Origin of the sequence: Novosphingobium piscinae, assembly GCF_014230355.1 — a bacterium.
GTDB classification, from domain to species: domain Bacteria; phylum Pseudomonadota; class Alphaproteobacteria; order Sphingomonadales; family Sphingomonadaceae; genus Novosphingobium; species Novosphingobium piscinae.
The window spans coordinates 86,073-100,622 of the sequence record NZ_JACLAX010000007.1 but is presented as its reverse complement, the minus strand read 5'-3'; the positions used below and the strand labels follow the sequence as shown (position 1 = coordinate 100,622).

16 protein-coding genes are annotated in these 14,550 nt (G+C 65.2%); 10 read left to right on the top strand and 6 right to left on the bottom strand.

Annotation, left to right across the window (positions count from 1 at the left end; genetic code table 11):
* Positions 1–69 precede the first annotated feature (69 nt).
* Entirely contained in the window at positions 70–1,695 is a 1,626-nt protein-coding gene (locus H7F53_RS08950; RefSeq protein ID WP_118072684.1) for an ABC transporter ATP-binding protein/permease, read from the top strand.
* Positions 1,692–3,299: an ATP-binding cassette domain-containing protein gene (locus H7F53_RS08945; RefSeq protein ID WP_185679138.1), complete on the top strand. Its 1,608-nt coding sequence runs from the start codon at positions 1,692–1,694 to the stop codon at positions 3,297–3,299. The genes H7F53_RS08950 and H7F53_RS08945 overlap by 4 nt, the downstream gene beginning before the upstream one ends.
* Here the strand turns inward: H7F53_RS08945 and H7F53_RS08940 are convergent.
* Both H7F53_RS08940 and H7F53_RS08935 read right to left on the bottom strand, forming a co-directional pair.
* Positions 3,280–3,672, bottom strand: coding sequence for an ArsR/SmtB family transcription factor (locus H7F53_RS08940; RefSeq protein ID WP_185679137.1), 393 nt, complete (start codon positions 3,670–3,672; stop codon positions 3,280–3,282). The two genes, H7F53_RS08945 and H7F53_RS08940, sit on opposite strands and share 20 nt — an antisense overlap.
* On the bottom strand, positions 3,669–4,349 hold the full coding sequence (locus tag H7F53_RS08935; protein ID WP_185679136.1) for a peroxiredoxin: 681 nt from the start codon (positions 4,347–4,349) through the stop codon (positions 3,669–3,671). The genes H7F53_RS08940 and H7F53_RS08935 overlap by 4 nt, the downstream gene beginning before the upstream one ends.
* A 148-nt stretch (positions 4,350–4,497) precedes the next feature.
* Here H7F53_RS08935 and H7F53_RS08930 point away from each other — a divergent pair, with 148 nt between their 5' ends.
* A complete protein-coding gene (locus H7F53_RS08930; protein WP_185679135.1) occupies positions 4,498–5,325 on the top strand; it encodes a TlpA disulfide reductase family protein in 828 nt (275 codons plus the stop codon).
* Positions 5,326–5,453: 128 nt separating this feature from the next.
* Here H7F53_RS08930 and H7F53_RS08925 read toward each other — a convergent pair whose 3' ends face one another.
* The 4 genes from H7F53_RS08925 to H7F53_RS08910 are packed head-to-tail and all read right to left on the bottom strand — an operon-like array spanning position 5,454 to position 8,106.
* Complete coding sequence (locus H7F53_RS08925) at positions 5,454–5,948, bottom strand: ferritin-like domain-containing protein (RefSeq protein WP_246438784.1); 495 nt, start codon at positions 5,946–5,948, stop codon at positions 5,454–5,456.
* A gap of 36 nt (positions 5,949–5,984) precedes the next feature.
* The gene (locus H7F53_RS08920) at positions 5,985–6,455 is read right to left on the bottom strand and encodes a potassium channel family protein (RefSeq protein WP_118072680.1); all 471 of its coding nucleotides are present in this window, start codon (positions 6,453–6,455) and stop codon (positions 5,985–5,987) included.
* A gap of 30 nt (positions 6,456–6,485) precedes the next feature.
* Entirely contained in the window at positions 6,486–7,247 is a 762-nt protein-coding gene (locus H7F53_RS08915; RefSeq protein WP_185679134.1) for a hypothetical protein, read from the bottom strand.
* Entirely contained in the window at positions 7,240–8,106 is an 867-nt protein-coding gene (locus H7F53_RS08910) for a class I SAM-dependent methyltransferase (RefSeq protein WP_185679133.1), read from the bottom strand. The genes H7F53_RS08915 and H7F53_RS08910 overlap by 8 nt, the downstream gene beginning before the upstream one ends.
* An 89-nt stretch (positions 8,107–8,195) precedes the next feature.
* Here H7F53_RS08910 and H7F53_RS08905 point away from each other — a divergent pair, with 89 nt between their 5' ends.
* The 7 genes from H7F53_RS08905 to H7F53_RS08875 all read left to right on the top strand — a co-directional run bounded on the left by H7F53_RS08905 (position 8,196) and on the right by H7F53_RS08875 (position 14,473).
* On the top strand, positions 8,196–8,801 hold the full coding sequence (locus H7F53_RS08905; protein WP_185679132.1) for a TetR/AcrR family transcriptional regulator: 606 nt from the start codon (positions 8,196–8,198) through the stop codon (positions 8,799–8,801).
* Positions 8,792–9,973, top strand: coding sequence for an efflux RND transporter periplasmic adaptor subunit (locus H7F53_RS08900; RefSeq protein WP_185679131.1), 1,182 nt, complete (start codon positions 8,792–8,794; stop codon positions 9,971–9,973). Before H7F53_RS08905 ends, H7F53_RS08900 begins: the two co-directional genes overlap by 10 nt.
* The gene (locus tag H7F53_RS08895; RefSeq protein ID WP_185679130.1) at positions 9,970–11,172 is read left to right on the top strand and encodes an ABC transporter permease; all 1,203 of its coding nucleotides are present in this window, start codon (positions 9,970–9,972) and stop codon (positions 11,170–11,172) included. Before H7F53_RS08900 ends, H7F53_RS08895 begins: the two co-directional genes overlap by 4 nt.
* Entirely contained in the window at positions 11,165–11,890 is a 726-nt protein-coding gene (locus H7F53_RS08890; protein ID WP_185679129.1) for an ATP-binding cassette domain-containing protein, read from the top strand. The genes H7F53_RS08895 and H7F53_RS08890 overlap by 8 nt, the downstream gene beginning before the upstream one ends.
* Before the next feature lie 171 nt (positions 11,891–12,061).
* A complete protein-coding gene (locus H7F53_RS08885; protein ID WP_118072676.1) occupies positions 12,062–12,709 on the top strand; it encodes a peroxiredoxin in 648 nt (215 codons plus the stop codon).
* A gap of 62 nt (positions 12,710–12,771) precedes the next feature.
* On the top strand, positions 12,772–13,689 hold the full coding sequence (locus tag H7F53_RS08880) for an MBL fold metallo-hydrolase (protein WP_185679128.1): 918 nt from the start codon (positions 12,772–12,774) through the stop codon (positions 13,687–13,689).
* A gap of 4 nt (positions 13,690–13,693) precedes the next feature.
* Complete coding sequence (locus tag H7F53_RS08875) at positions 13,694–14,473, top strand: sulfite exporter TauE/SafE family protein (RefSeq protein WP_185679127.1); 780 nt, start codon at positions 13,694–13,696, stop codon at positions 14,471–14,473.
* Positions 14,474–14,550: the final 77 nt, after the last annotated feature.

Here is a 14,550-nt window from a genome sequence, read left to right as displayed (position 1 = left end):
TCCACTCAATTATTGAATTTGCGAATATGCTAATATGAAACTGTCGTCAATCGCGACCTGAAAGCTCCCATGCCGCCGCAACAGTCCCAATTCGCCGCGAGAAGAACGCCTCGTCCGGCCAGCCAGGTCGCAGTACTGTGGTGGCTGGGCGACACCGTGGGCGCCGTGCTGTTTGCCGGGTGCCTAGCCGCGTTCATCGCATCGTGGACAGCCGGGGGACTTCCGACTCAAGGCTGGTGCCTGCTGGCCGGGATCGGGATCAGCGGTATGCTTCGCGCTGGCGCGCAGGCGCTGGCGGGGCTGGCGGGCCAAAAGGCTGCCACCCATGCAAAGTCTGCCTTGCGGGTCCGCGTGATGACCGCGCTGCTGCCCAGCGGGCAGATGCGCGGCCGCCTGATCGGCGAGGATCTGCGCGTGGCGATCGACGACGTGGAAGCGCATGAGGGGCTGATCGCCCGCTTTCAGCCGCTTCGTCGCGCCGCGATGCTGTCACCACTGATCATCGCCGCGGCCGTCGCTATCGCCAGCTGGTTTTCCGCCCTGATCCTGCTGGCAACGCTGATCCCTTTCGGAGCGGGCATGGCGTTGGCGGGACTGGCCGGCAAGGCCGAGGCGGATCGGCAGTTTCTGGCCCTCTCGCGTTTGTCTGGCCTGTTCGTCGATCGCGTGGCCGCGCTTCCGGTGATCCTGGCCTTCGGGGCGGAGGATCGCGTGACACGCCAGATCGGCGGGGCAGCCCGCGAAGTGGCGGGGCGCACGATGCAGGTCTTGCGGATCGCGTTCGTATCCAGCGCCATGCTGGAATTCTTCGCCGCCCTCTCCGTCGCACTGGTGGCGGTCTATTGCGGCTTCTCGCTGCTGGGGCTGCTGCCGTTCCCGGCTCCGGAAGACCTGAGCCTTGGCGAGGCCTTCTTCGCCCTCGCGTTGGCTCCGGAATTCTATCTCGGCATGCGGCGGCTCGCGGCGGCCTACCACGACAAGCAGCAAGGCCAGGCTGCCGAACGCAGCGTGGCCAACGCGCTGGACCAGGCCCGCTTACTGGCGGTGCAAGCCAGAGCCGTCCCGCGCAATCGCGTCTGCCAGCTCCGCGCCGAAGGTCTGACGATCCGCTATGCTGATGACAACTGTATTGGTCCGGTAAGCGCGTGCTGGCAGGGCCCCGGCCTGCACGTGGTGGCCGGACCGACCGGCGCCGGAAAATCCTCGCTGCTCCATGCCCTGATCGCCCTGGCGCCGGTATCGGCGGGCCGGATCATCCTTGATGACACGCCAGTCGCCGCGAGCGCGTTGCCGGCCCTGACAGGCTGGGCCGGGCAGCGCCCCCTGCTGCTGCCCGGCACATTGGCGGACAACCTTCGGCTTGGCGGCAACTACCTTGGACCGCAGGAACTCGCCCGGCTAACCGATGCGAGCGGCCTGACTGCCCTGATTGCCGCGCGGGGCGAAGACCTGACGATCGATCCGCGGGGGTCCGGCCTGTCCGGCGGCGAACGGCGGCGGATCGGGCTGGTGCGCGCAATTGCCAGCGGGCGGCCACTGCTGCTGCTTGACGAGCCGACCGCCGATCTCGATCCCGAAACCGCAGCCAAGGTGATTGCCTTGCTGCAAGACACCGCCCGCACCCGTCTGGTGATCGCTGCCACGCACGATCCGGCGCTGATCGCCTGCGCAAAAAGCCGCATGGTGATGCCATGATCGAGCGCCTCCTGCGCGATGCAACCCGGCGGCAACGCCGCAGCACGGCCATCGCCATCGGCCTGGCCATGGTCGCGGCCCTGGCGGGCGTGGCGTTGCTGGCGCTGTCTGGCTGGTTCCTGACCGGCGCCGCCCTTGCCGGCGCGGGCGGCGTGGCCAGTGTGCGCGCCTTCAACTACCTGCTGCCAAGCGCTGGGATCCGGGGGCTTGCGATCGCCCGCACGCTCAGCCGCTATGGCGAGCGCCTGTTCGGCCACCGGGCCGCGCTGTTTGCCCTGGCGGATTTGCGCCCTGCCCTGTTTGCCCGGCTGGCGGCAAGCGATCCGTCACTTTCTCTGGCCCGGTCAAGCGGCGACATGGCGGCCCGGCTTGGCTCCGATGTCGATGCGCTGGAGGACAGCGTGGTTCGCAAGGTCACGGTTCCGGGCGCCTTGGCTGGGGCAGTAGCAGGCCTGATCGCGGCGAGTCTGGCGGGCTGGCCAGCGGCGCTGACGCTGCTGGCGGGGCTTGCGACCATGCGGCTATCCTCGCGGATGCTGACAGCGCGCCTGCTGGCCCAGCCCCGACAGGAGCATGCCGCAGCGCTCAATCGTCTCAAGGCTGACTATGCGAGCTATGCTGCCTGTTCCGGCGAGATCGCGGTCTATGGGCTGGGCACGCAGGTCATCGTCGCACTCGAACCGCACACTCGTGCGCTCGACACGGCGCGCGGCGCGCTGGCCCGGGGCGAAGTGATGCTCCAGGGGGTGCAATTGGTGCTGGCAGCCTTGACCGTGGCGGGCGTGCTGGCGCTGGCCGATGGCGGCGCGGCGCTGGTGGCCCTGGCGGCCCTTGCCGCAGCGGCCACGACGGAAAACTGGTCGACGCTGGCCCGGACGGACATGGAACGCCTGCGGGTGCGCGATGCCATCACCCGTCTGGAAAGCATCGCCATGTTGCCCGCCCGCCAGACCGATGCGGCTTTGCCCTTCGTCGGCGGGGGCATTGCTGTCACCATCGATGGTCAGTTCCATGCCGTGCCCCCGGGCGGACGCCTGTTGATCGCCGGGCCTTCAGGCTCAGGCAAGTCGCGCCTGCTGGACACGCTCATCGGCCTGCGCGGCGATGCGCCGGAGGGCCTGGCCGTGGACGGACAGGACGTTCGTGCTCTGGGGCTTGCAGGCTTGCGCCCTCTGTTTGCCTATGCTCCGCAGGATGCCGGACTGATTGCCGGCACCGTCGCGGACAATCTGCGCCTGGCCCGTCCGGGCATTACCGAGCCTGAAATGTGGACCGCGCTGGAAACCGCTTGCCTCGCTGAAACGGTCCGCGACCTTCCCGAAGGGCTAGCCCAGTGGCTCGGCGACAATGGCGCGCGCTTGTCGGGCGGCCAGCGCAAGCGGTTGGCGCTGGCCCGTGCGCTGCTGGCAGACAAACCCTGGCTAGTGCTCGATGAACCCAGTGAGGGCCTGGATCCGGACACGGAACGCGCGCTGTGCCAGCGCCTCTCGGCCTGGCTGGATCAGACGGGAACCGGGTTGGTGCTGGTCAGCCATCGCAGCGGCCTCCACGCGCTCGCTCGTCAGGTGGTCAGGCTGCTCCCTGTCAGCGGGGGACGCGGCTGACCTGCGCAAACATGGCCGCGCCCAGCCGGGAATCCGCAGCGCGGGCATCCTGCCTTGCGCCACTGGCTTCGCCCGCCGGGACCAACGCTTCCAGAATGGACTGGGCCGCCTTCATCTGATCGGCATCAATCGCATAGAAGACTTGCTTGGCCTCCCGCCGCGAGGAGACCAGCGCAGCCTTGCGCAGGATGGCAAGCTGCTGGCTGAGCACGGACAGGCCAAGGCCGGTGCGCTCGGCAATATCCCCCACCGCTCGCTCGCCTCCGGTCAACTCCTTGAGGATGGCAAGGCGCATCGGATGACCGAGTACGCGCAGCAGTTCGGCCTGCTCCTCGGTGCTGGGCGCAGTTTGAACAGATGCCGGCACCATCATGCCTGCTTGTCCTTGGTCGGCTTGTTCTTGATTGGCTCATCCTTGACCGGACGATAAAACCATTCCGTGGCCTTGCCCGCTGCCAGAGCCTCCTGCTTGCTGAAACCAGGCGGAGCCAGCAGCGGATCCCCCGGCTGCCAGCCTTCGGGCGCAAGGCATTGTCCGTCTTCCGTACGCTGGAGCGCGGTAACAATCCGCAACATCTCGTCGACCGAGCGGCCGACGGCGAGCGGATACCAGTTCATCGCGCGGACAATGCCAGCCGGATCGATAAAATAGGCCGCGCGCACTGATGCCGCATTGTGTGCTTCGGCCGAAACCATGCCAAAGGCGCGCGCGATCTCAAGGTTGGGATCCTCGACGATGGGAAAGGGCACGGTAACACCCAAGTCATCATGCAGGGCACGGATCCAGGCCAGATGCGAAAACAGGCTGTCGACCGAATGGCCGAGCAGGCTGCACCCCAAAGCCTCGAAGCGTTCAAAAGCGCGGGCAAACGCCACGAATTCACTGGTGCAGACCGGGGTGAAGTCGCCGGGGTGAGAGAAGAACACCAGCCAGCGGCCGCGATAGTCGGACAGGCGAACCATCCCTTCGGTCGAACGGGCGATGAAATCCGGCGCGGCTTCGCCGATGCGCACAGGCGCGTAACACGCATTGCCGTCAATCTCGTCCATCTACACTTCCTTGCCAACCCGGTTTGATCATTTTAGATAAATGTTGCAATCATGGCAATGATCAGGCTCACGATGAGATCGGGGACGTTTTCCTGCTAGACTGGGCGGCATCAACGTCATTGATATTGGTCATGATCGGCAAGGCACCTTGAACCCGGACAACATCATCCAGATTGGCCCGCTGGCACTGGCGCTCGACCGCCTCGTAGCAGTCGGCCTGATGCTAGCTTTCCTGACGGCACTGGACTGGATCGTGCGCCGCTATCGCGTGGCGGCCTGGCAGCCGGCAGGCCTGGCCTTGCTGGCGGGCCTCGTCGCCGCACGGGCTGGCCATGTCTGGCAATACCGCGAAAGCTATGCGCTTGAGCCGGTCGCGGCCCTGCAGGCATGGCTGGGCGGATGGAACTGGCATGCAGGCGTGGCGGCCGCCGGACTGGTGCTGATCGTGACCTTGCGCCGCCGTAAACCGGTACTGGCCGGGCTGGGTGTACTGGCCGGCCTGACGCTGGCCTGGGCCGGCTTCCTGGCTGCTGGAGAGAGCAAGTCGTCGCTCCGCCTGCCACAGACCCTGACGCTGGAACGGGTCGCTGCGGAAACCGCCCCTTTGCCGCCCTGGCGGATCGGGGACCTGCGGGGGCGGCCCATCGTGCTCAACCTCTGGGCCACCTGGTGCCCGCCATGCCGCCGCGAAATGCCGATGCTGACGCAGGCGGCTGCAACGGAGCGCCGGGCCGAAATCCTGCTGGTGAACCAGGGCGAAGCGTCCGCCCAGATCACGGCTTTCCTGCGCGCTCAAGGGCTAGATCCCGCCCATGTCGCCAGCGATCCGTCAGGGCTGCTGAACGAGATGACCGGCGCCGGAGCGCTGCCGACGACCCTGTTCATTGCCAGCGATGGCACGGTCCGCCAGGTCCACACGGGCGAGATTAACCGCGTTCAGCTCGACATTGCGATCCGGGCGCTGGAACGGCCGTAACCGTAGCCTCTTTACGCAAGAGCCGGGACATTGCAGCCTGGCGACCAGCACCGCGCCAAAACCTGCCCGATCGGCCTACTGCAGAGGCCGCATCTTGCTCCAGCTCGGGAGGCGATGCTGCCCCATGATCAGATCGAGCATCCGCCGCGAGGGCCCCGACCCCGACCATGTCGCCCCTGACTTCCCTGTCCATCTCTGGCGCCGCCACTTCCGTCCCCGCCGTTCTCACGTTCAAGGCAGCGTCGAAACGCCGGTAAGTGATTATCTCGCGATGCATCCTGCAGGTTCTGGAGGACATGCCGGACGGAGTCGTCAGCGATGGCGGGCAGCAGCCGATCGTAAAGGGCGATGTTCTCGACCTCAGCCTTGATGGCCATACTGCAAGCCTCGGCCAGCGTAGCCGGGGCCATGCCCTTGCCTTGCCATTGATTGGCCGGGATCGCGAAGCCGAGGCGTATCATCTGCCGCTCAATCGCTGCGGAATGGCGTCGTTCGGCCTCGATAATGTTGATGAAGGGCCTGACCTTGCCAGATTTCTCGATGACGGCACCATAAGTCGCCTCAGCCTTGCGCTCGTCGTCCAGCGCTTCCAGCAAGACAGCTTCCAGATTGATGTTAGGCATGCTGTCACTCCTTGGAGATCTGAGTGAGCCGCGCGTTCATCGCTCATCACGGCCAATTTTGCGCTTTGGCCTGGGTCCATGCTGGGTCCAGAATTCCTGCATGACAAGATAGGTGAAAGACACCGACCAGCCAATCAGTCCAAAGCCCGTCAGGGATTCAAAACCAACCACGATGCGATAGGCGCCGTGGGGGAACAGGTCGCCAATGCCGAGCGTCGTGAAGCTCGTGACCGAGAAGTAGAAATAATCGACCGCGCTTCGGGAAAAGTGGCCGGCGATCTCGCCCAGTTGAGGAAAAGGCTGCATCAACCGGTACGTAACCGCAAAGATCACGATCTCGGCCAGGTGAGCGAGAAAAACTGCCGCGATCACCACCAGGACCTTGGGTCGCGGCGGGATGGTCAGCCGGGGAATGAGGAGCGAGGTGAGGCGCAGCGCCTCATAGTGGACGATGACGCACAATCCCACGGTCGCAAAGGCAATCAGCAGGGCCCAGAACAGGATCATGGCAGCAAAGGCCTTTCCTTACGGTGGAGATCAGGGCACCTGGACTTCGATCCGTCCCAACCCCGAACTTCCGGTAACCGTGTTGTGCCCGAACAGGACGAGCGTGTAGCGCCCGCTCGCCGGCAGCGGCAGCACCCCGGCGAAACCGCCGGGTGCAGTCGCAAATGCCAGTCTCGCCTTGCGAAGCTGATGACCATCCTGCCAGAGGCTTGCCTCCACCTCGTAATCGGCTGAGTCCCAAAGGCCGCCAGGGATCAGCGGACAACCGCACATCGGCTCGACCTTCGCCGTAATCCGCAGGCCCTCCGGCTCAAGGCTGGCCATGGGCGTCACGGCAAGGCCGGGCAATTCGATGCTCCAGCCGTCGCCGGTTGTCATCGGCACTCCAGGCATCATCCAGCGCTGCGCAGTAACCTTGACGGCGGAACCTGGGCGGCCAAGCGCGCCCTTGACCTCCAGTTCGACCAAGGTTGGCCCGACGAGATCCAGCGTTGCGTGAAAGGCGGCTGCATCGTCCGTCGCGCGCAGCGGGCTGCGGCCAGTCGACTGCATGATCCGATCCGTATTGCCGGTGCCGCCTGCGGTTATGCCCTCGGCGAGAATGTGCCCGCTCTCCGCATCGCGCAGGATCACCTGCGCCCCGCCAGTACTGTCGCCAACAAACTTGGCGTCCTGACTGATGACGCGCACCGTAACCGGGGTGGGTTCGGCAATGGCAGGCGCGGCAAACAGCAGGACAGCCGGCAGGAACGCGCAGCCAAAGCGTATGGTAAAGCGGCGATTGTCAGGCATTGGCGCTGACCAGCCAGATGGCATACCCCATCATCACCCCTTCGCCCGGGCGATAGTATTTGGTGTAAAGCGATGTCAGCTCCGCGGCAGCTGCTTCCTGGACCTGCGGCGGGTAATCGAGCAGCGCCTGTCCAAAGGCGAGTGCGTGGCGCACGAAGGCCTGTGCCTGCTGCGGCGTGGCGCCAGGACCGCCGACGGGCAGCTCTCCCTTGGTCGCAACGATATTCACATTGCTGAAGCCTGCGGCGACCAGCGTTTCTTCCATGTAGTCCCGATCTTCAAAGGCAAACGGTCCCGGCGCGCGCGGCACGGGCGCAGGCATTTCGATATGACGGCGGGCGACGGCCATGCCTTCAAGCATCCAGGGATTCTGCTGCGGCGGCCCCCAGACGGCAAGATCGAGCCGTCCCCCGGCCTTCAGCAGGCCTCGCAGGTTTGCGAAGGCTGGGACCGGCTCGGAAAAGAACATCGAGCCAAAGCGCGAACACAGCCGGTCGAACGGCATCTCCGGCACGGCAACGGTCGCCGCATCGGCGCAAATGAAGCGCGCATTAGCAATTCCGGCAGCCGCCGCACGGCGCGTCGTCGCAGCGGCTAGGTCAGGTGAAATATCGATGCCGACGACTTCACCTTTCGGGGCGACGGCCTGAGCAATGGCAAGGCTGGTCGCCCCGCCACCGAACCCGATGTCCACCACGCGGTCGCCGGGCTGGTAGGCGGCATGGGCCAGCAGCGCCTCGCCCGCCGGCGCAATCGTGCTTTCAAAGCCCGTGAGGTTGGCGAGCCAGCGCGCGCCCATTTCGCCGGCCCAGTCTTCATACTTGAGGGCATCGGCATGATGGTGGGAGGCGTCGGTCATCGCGGGTCTCCTGTGGTGATCGGCGCACCATAACCGCGTCGTTCAAAAAGAAAAGTGACCAGTCGCTTTCTTTGTGGCAGGGTATGGCCATGAACCGTCCCTATCTCTCTGCCGACTTGCGCCGAACCGAGACCGTGGCAACCGTGATTGAGTTGGCGGCAACCCATGATCCGGCCGTGATGACCACCGGGCAGATTGCCGCCGCCATGGGTGTTTCGCAGGGCGCGCTGTTCCGGCACTTTCCGGACAAGCTGGCGATCTGGACCGCCGTGCTCGAATGGACCTGCGCCGAATTGAACCATCGGTTTGACAACCTTTCAGCCGATCTCTCCCCGCTCGCCCGGCTGGAAGCGATGCTGGCCACCCATGTCGATTTCGTCATCGCCAGCCCCGGCGTGCCGCGTATTCTGTTTGGTGAGCTGCAACGCGCCGGCGAAACCCCGACCAAGGCGATAGTCCGCAACCTGATGGCTGGATACCGGGCCAGGGTAGCCCGCGAGCTTCACGCTGCCCGGGAGGCGGGCGCTATCGCGGACACCACTGACGTCGAAGCCGCGACCGTGCTGTTCCTCGCCATGGTGCAAGGCATGGTCATGCAGGGTCTCGCGGTCGATGATTTTACGGCCATGCCGGTCCTTGCCCGGCGCTTGTTCGGCTTGTTCCGACAGAGCCTGGGAGCCTCGCCATGCGCATAGCCTTGCCACAAAGCCGCCGCGCCCTGTTGCTGGTGATCGTGCTTGCCGCCCTGGTGCTCCTGCTTGGATTCGTCGCCCTCCGCTCCGGCCCGCTGGCTCCGGTCAAGGTTACAGTCGTTCAGGTGGAGGAGCGCGCAATCACGCCAGCCCTGTTCGGGATCGGCACGGTGGAAGCGCGCTTTACCCACCGGATCGGCCCGACCGCGCCGGGACGCGTCGCCAGCCTGGCGGTTGATGTGGGCGAGCGGGTGGAAGCCGGGCAGGTTCTGGCCGTGATCGACCCGATCGATCTCGACCAGCGCATCGCCGCCGCATCGGGCAGCGCCGGTCGCTCTGCCGCACTGGAGGCGGCGGCTGCCTCGCAAGTGGCCGATGCCAGTGCGCGCCTTGCCCTGGCCCGCAGCGAAGCAGCGCGCGGCGAAGAACTCTTCCGGGGCGGCTGGCTGACCCGCGCAGCACTGGACCAGCGACGCCAGGCCCTGGCAGCCGCCGAGGCGGCACTTGCCGCCGCGCAGGCCAACCGTTCGGCAGCTGTACAGGACCGAGGCCGTACCGGGGCGGAACGTGCAGCCCTGCAAGAGCAGAAGGCCAACTTGCGCCTGATTGCCCCAAGGGCCGGACTGGTTGTCCGCCGCCTGGCCGAACCGGGTACAACCGTGGTGGCCGGGCAAGCCGTCGTGGAAATCGTCGATCCGGCTGAGCTCTGGATCAACGCGCGGTTCGACCAGACCCGCGCGGGTGGCATCGCGGCAGGCCTTCCGGCACGCATCGTCTTGCGCTCGCGGAGCGACACCCCGTTGCGCGGCGCCATCCTGCGGGTGGAGCCGGTGGCTGATGCCGTGACGGAGGAAGTGCTGGCCAAGGTCAGTTTCGATGCGGGTGCTGCGCTTCCGCCCATCGGGGAACTCGCCGAAGTGACGGTGGGCCTGCCCGCACGGGAGCGCACGCTGGCCCTGCCCAATGCCGCCATTCACCGCATCGGCAGCGCGGTGGGCGTCTGGGCCATGCGTGACGGCGATCTGGAATTCGTGTCCTTGAAGCTCGGCGCGGAAGATTCCGACGGCTGGGTCCAGGTGCTGGACGGCCTCGCGAGGGGCGATCAGGTCATCCTGCATAGCGCCCGGCCGCTCACGGCCTCCAGCCGCATCACCGTGGTCGACAAGCTGCCATGATCAGCCTTGCCGGCCGCGACATCCTGCATGGCTGGGGCAAGTTCGTGCTGACCGGCGTGGGGCTGGGCCTGCTGATCGGCGTCACCCTGTCGATGGCCGGGGTCTATCGCGGCATGATCGATGATGCCCAGGCCCTGCTCGACAACAGCGGGGCCGATCTGTGGGTGGTGCAGAAGGACACGCTCGGCCCCTATGCCGAACCCTCCAGCCTGAACGAGGATACCGAACGCCCCATCCGCGCCATGGCGGGGGTGGACCGGGCAGCGGGCGTTACCTATCTGACCATGCAGATCGCGCACCGGGGCAAGGACGTGCGGGTCATGGTGGTGGGGGCAGAAGTCACCCAGCCGGGCGAGCCTGGCCAGCCCCCGTACCTGATGGCCGGGCGCCGGATCGTTCAGGGTCATTACGAGGCCGTGGCCGATGTGAAGACCGGCTTTGCCATCGGCGATCAGGTGAAAGTGCGCCGGAATACCTATCGCATTGTTGGCCTGACCAGCCGGATGGTCTCGTCCGGGGGTGATCCGATGCTGTTCCTGTCGCTCAAGGACGCGCAGGAAGCCCAGTTCGAAAAGGATGCCGATGCCATCGTCCGCCAGCGGGCGCGCACGGCATCCAGCCCGGCGCTGAACCCGCCGGGCAATCCGGCGGTGGCCGAAGCGGTCAACGCCGCGCAGGCCAGCAGCACCAACGTCAATGCCGTGCTGGTGACCGTTGCACCCAGCGCCGATGCCGACGCCGTTGCCGCCGCCATCCGGCGCTGGCAGCGCGTGACCGTCTATACCCGCGCGCAGATGGAAGAAATCCTGGTCGACAAGATGATCGCCAACTCGGCGCGGCAGATCGGCATGTTCCTGGTGATCCTGGCCATCGTCAGCGCCGCGATCGTCGCCTTCATCATCTACACCATGACCATCGGCAAGATCCGCGAAATCGCCGTGCTGAAGCTGATCGGTACGCGCAACCGCACGATTGCCGGCATGATCCTGCAACAGGCGCTGGGCCTGGGCCTGATCGGCTTTGCCGTCGGCAAGATCGCCGCCACTTTCTGGGCGCCGTTCTTCCCCAAATACGTGCTGCTATTGCCGGCCGATTCCGTTCGCGGATTCTTTGCAGTCATGGCGATCTGCGCGCTGGCGAGCCTGCTGGCGATCCATGCCGCGCTGAAAGTCGATCCGGCGGAGGCAATCGGTGGCTGAAGGCATCCGCATCGAGAACCTGGTCAAGACCTATGGCCAGGGCGATACCGCCGTCCATGCCCTGCGCGGCGTCAATATGTCGGTCGCCAAGGGCGAAGTGGTCGGTCTGATCGGCCCTTCCGGTTCCGGCAAGAGCACGCTGCTCAAGTGTCTGGGCGCAGTGATCGAGCCGACTTCGGGGCGCATGACCATCGGCGACAGGGTGATCTACGACGATGGCTGGAAAGTGGGCGATCTGCGCGCGCTGCGCCGCGACCTGATCGGCTTCATCTTTCAGGCGCCCTACCTGATCCCGTTCCTGGACGTGACGGACAATGTCGCCCTGCTGCCGATGCTGGCGGGAAAGCCTAACGCCGAGGCGCGCAAGGAGGCGCGCGATCTGCTGGAGGCGCTCGATGTGGCCCACCGCGCGGCGGCCATGCCATCCCAGTTGTCGGGCGGCGAGCAGCAACGCGTCGCCATTGCCCGCGCGCTGGTCAACCGGCCGCCAGTGATCCTTGCGGATGAGCCGACCGCACCGCTCGACAGCGTTCGCGCGCTGGCCGTGGTCGATCTGCTCAACACCATGGCCCGGCAGTTCGAAACCGCGATCATCGTGGTCACCCATGATGAAAAGATCATCCCGACCTTCCGCCGCCTCTACAACATCCGCGATGGCGTCACGGTCGAGGAAGGTCCGGCAGGCAGCCTTGGGTCCGATGGTGCGGGAAAATCATAAAATGATCGCCGACTCGCAGATCGCCCTCATCCGGAGGACAACGCATTTGCGCCATCTACTGCGCCCGGCCACCGTCAAATCGGCTCCGTCGATTACTCTGTATCAAATATGCCATTTAACTAATTTATTAAATTGCGATATTGATGCCCTCAGCCAATCAAGGAGGCCATCATGACTGACACGATCACCACCCCCGCCATGCCGCGCATCAACGAGCCGGCCCCCGATTTCAGTGCCAAGACCACCCACGGCCAGCGTTCGCTGGCGGACTATCGGGGCAAGTGGCTCGTCCTTTTCTCCCACCCGGCCGACTTCACCCCGGTCTGCACCACCGAGTTCATGGGCTTTGCCCGCCACGCCGATGAATTCAAGGCGATGAACACCGAACTGCTCGGGCTGTCGATCGACTCCAACTACGCCCACATTGCCTGGGTCCGTTCGATCAAGGAGAAGTTCGGCGTCGAGATCCCCTTCCCGATCATCGAGGACATTTCGATGAAGGTGGCAACCGCTTATGGCATGGTCCACCCGGGAGCGTCCGACACCCAGGCCGTTCGCGCCACCTTCTTCATTGACCCCGAAGGCACGCTGCGCGCCATGGTCTACTACCCCATGTCGAATGGTCGCTCGATTGCCGAGTTTGTCCGTCTCATGCAGGCCCTGCAGACGGCCGACGCCAACAAGGTGGCGACGCCCGAAGGCTGGCAGCCCGGTGACAAGGTGATCGTGCCCCCGCCGCAGACCGCGCCGGCAGCCGAAGCTCGCGCCGGCGAAGGCTACGACTATGTCGACTGGTATTTCAGCACCAAGACCCTCTGAACCAGGTCAGGCAATCGGCGGCACCTCGGTGCCGCCGACAACCATCCACGAAAGGAATGAGCATGTCAGACCCCGTCATTGCCGCCGCAGCAGAGATCGTGCAGCAGGCCGATCCGGCGGCGGTCCATATTAGCAGCTTCTTCGATGAAGCGACCTTCACTGTAACCCATGTGCTGTCCGATCCTGCGACCGGCAAGGCCGCAATCATCGATAGCGTGCTCGATTTCGATCCGGCATCGGGGCGCACTTCCACCACTTCGTCCGATGCCGTCATCGCTTATGTTCGCGAGCAGGGGCTGGAGGTCGAATGGCTGCTCGAAACGCATGCTCATGCCGACCATCTTTCGGCCGCGCCCTATCTGCAGGAACAGCTTGGCGGCAAATTGGCGATCGGACGCCACATTCTCACCGTGCAGAATGTGTTCGGCAAGATTTTCAACGAGGGCACCCGCTTTGCCCGAGATGGTTCGCAGTTCGACCACCTGTTCGACGAGGGCGACCGTTTCTCGGTCGGCTCCATTCCAGCCATCGCGCTGCATGTTCCCGGGCACACTCCGGCCGACATGGCCTATGTGATCGGCGATGCCGTCTTCGTCGGCGATACCCTGTTCATGCCGGACTATGGTACTGCCCGTGCTGACTTTCCCGGCGGGGATGCCCGCGTGCTCTACCGGTCGGTGCGCCGCCTTCTGTCCTTGCCCGAAGCCAGTCGCCTGTTCCTGTGCCATGACTACAAGGCGCCGGGCCGTGACACTTACGCCTGGGAGACCACGGTGGCGCAGCAGCGCCGCGCCAATGTCCATATCCATGATGGCGTCAGCGAGGATGAGTTCGCCGCCATGCGCGAAGCGCGTGACGCCACGCTCGACATGCCGCGCCTGATTCTGCCGTCCATCCAGGTCAACATGCGCGGCGGACATTTCCCGGAACCCGAAGAAAACGGGGTGAGCTACCTCAAGCTGCCGCTCAACCGGCTCTGACGCGATGGCGCTCGACACCATTCAGTATCTGCTCGGTGCGGGGTCCGGCGGCCTTGTCGGGTTCACGCTCGGTCTGGTCGGAGGGGGCGGTTCGATCCTCGCCGTCCCGCTCATGGTCTATCTGGTGGGCGTGCCCCAGCCGCATATCGCGATCGGCACCAGCGCACTGGCAGTGGCGGTCAATGCCGGCGCCAACCTCGTGCCGCACGCGCGGGCTGGCACGATCAAGTGGCGGTGCGCCGGCATGTTCGCCGCCGCGGGTGTCGCGGGGGCTTATGCCGGCTCGACCCTAGGCAAGGCCATGGACGGACAACGTCTGCTGTTCCTGTTCGCCTTGCTCATGCTGGTGGTGGGCGCACTGATGATCCGCAACCGCAAAGATCCCGGCAATCCCGATGTCCAGTGCCGCCGCGAGAATGCGCCCAAAGTTATGGGCTACGGGCTCGGCACCGGCCTCTTCTCCGGCTTTTTCGGCATTGGCGGCGGCTTTCTGATCGTTCCGGCGCTGATGGCATCGACTGCCATGCCGATGCGCAACGCGGTCGGCTCATCGCTCGTGGCAGTCACCGCTTTCGGGCTGACGGCAGCCGTAAACTACGCCTTGTCGGGACTCGTGGACTGGGCCCTCGCGGGTGTCTTCATCCTGGGCGGCGTCGCGGGAGGCATCGCAGGAACACTGCTGTCGCAGCGATTGTCCGCAATGAAGGGGCTGCTCAACACTCTGTTCGCAGGTCTGATCTTCGTCGTGGCAATCTACATGCTGTGGCAAAGTGCAATTCGGTAATTACGGATGCAGTTGCCTGCGGCGTCGATGTCTCCGCCCCATAATAAATATCTATTATGAATACATTTTTGTTGCGA

Excerpts from the sequence above, each read along its gene's own strand:
- H7F53_RS08910 (WP_185679133.1), bottom strand. The coding sequence starts at position 8,106 with ATGACCGACGCCTCCCACCATCATGCCGATGCCCTCAAGTATGAAGAC.
- H7F53_RS08940 (WP_185679137.1), bottom strand. The coding sequence starts at position 3,672 with ATGATGGTGCCGGCATCTGTTCAAACTGCGCCCAGCACCGAGGAGCAG.
- H7F53_RS08905 (WP_185679132.1), top strand. The coding sequence starts at position 8,196 with ATGAACCGTCCCTATCTCTCTGCCGACTTGCGCCGAACCGAGACCGTG.
- H7F53_RS08950 (WP_118072684.1), top strand. The coding sequence starts at position 70 with ATGCCGCCGCAACAGTCCCAATTCGCCGCGAGAAGAACGCCTCGTCCG.
- H7F53_RS08885 (WP_118072676.1), top strand. The coding sequence starts at position 12,062 with ATGACTGACACGATCACCACCCCCGCCATGCCGCGCATCAACGAGCCG.
- H7F53_RS08935 (WP_185679136.1), bottom strand. The coding sequence starts at position 4,349 with ATGGACGAGATTGACGGCAATGCGTGTTACGCGCCTGTGCGCATCGGC.
- H7F53_RS08945 (WP_185679138.1), top strand. The coding sequence starts at position 1,692 with ATGATCGAGCGCCTCCTGCGCGATGCAACCCGGCGGCAACGCCGCAGC.
- H7F53_RS08900 (WP_185679131.1), top strand. The coding sequence starts at position 8,792 with ATGCGCATAGCCTTGCCACAAAGCCGCCGCGCCCTGTTGCTGGTGATC.
- H7F53_RS08895 (WP_185679130.1), top strand. The coding sequence starts at position 9,970 with ATGATCAGCCTTGCCGGCCGCGACATCCTGCATGGCTGGGGCAAGTTC.
- H7F53_RS08915 (WP_185679134.1), bottom strand. The coding sequence starts at position 7,247 with ATGCCTGACAATCGCCGCTTTACCATACGCTTTGGCTGCGCGTTCCTG.
- H7F53_RS08875 (WP_185679127.1), top strand. The coding sequence starts at position 13,694 with ATGGCGCTCGACACCATTCAGTATCTGCTCGGTGCGGGGTCCGGCGGC.
- H7F53_RS08920 (WP_118072680.1), bottom strand. The coding sequence starts at position 6,455 with ATGATCCTGTTCTGGGCCCTGCTGATTGCCTTTGCGACCGTGGGATTG.
- H7F53_RS08925 (WP_246438784.1), bottom strand. The coding sequence starts at position 5,948 with ATGCCTAACATCAATCTGGAAGCTGTCTTGCTGGAAGCGCTGGACGAC.
- H7F53_RS08880 (WP_185679128.1), top strand. The coding sequence starts at position 12,772 with ATGTCAGACCCCGTCATTGCCGCCGCAGCAGAGATCGTGCAGCAGGCC.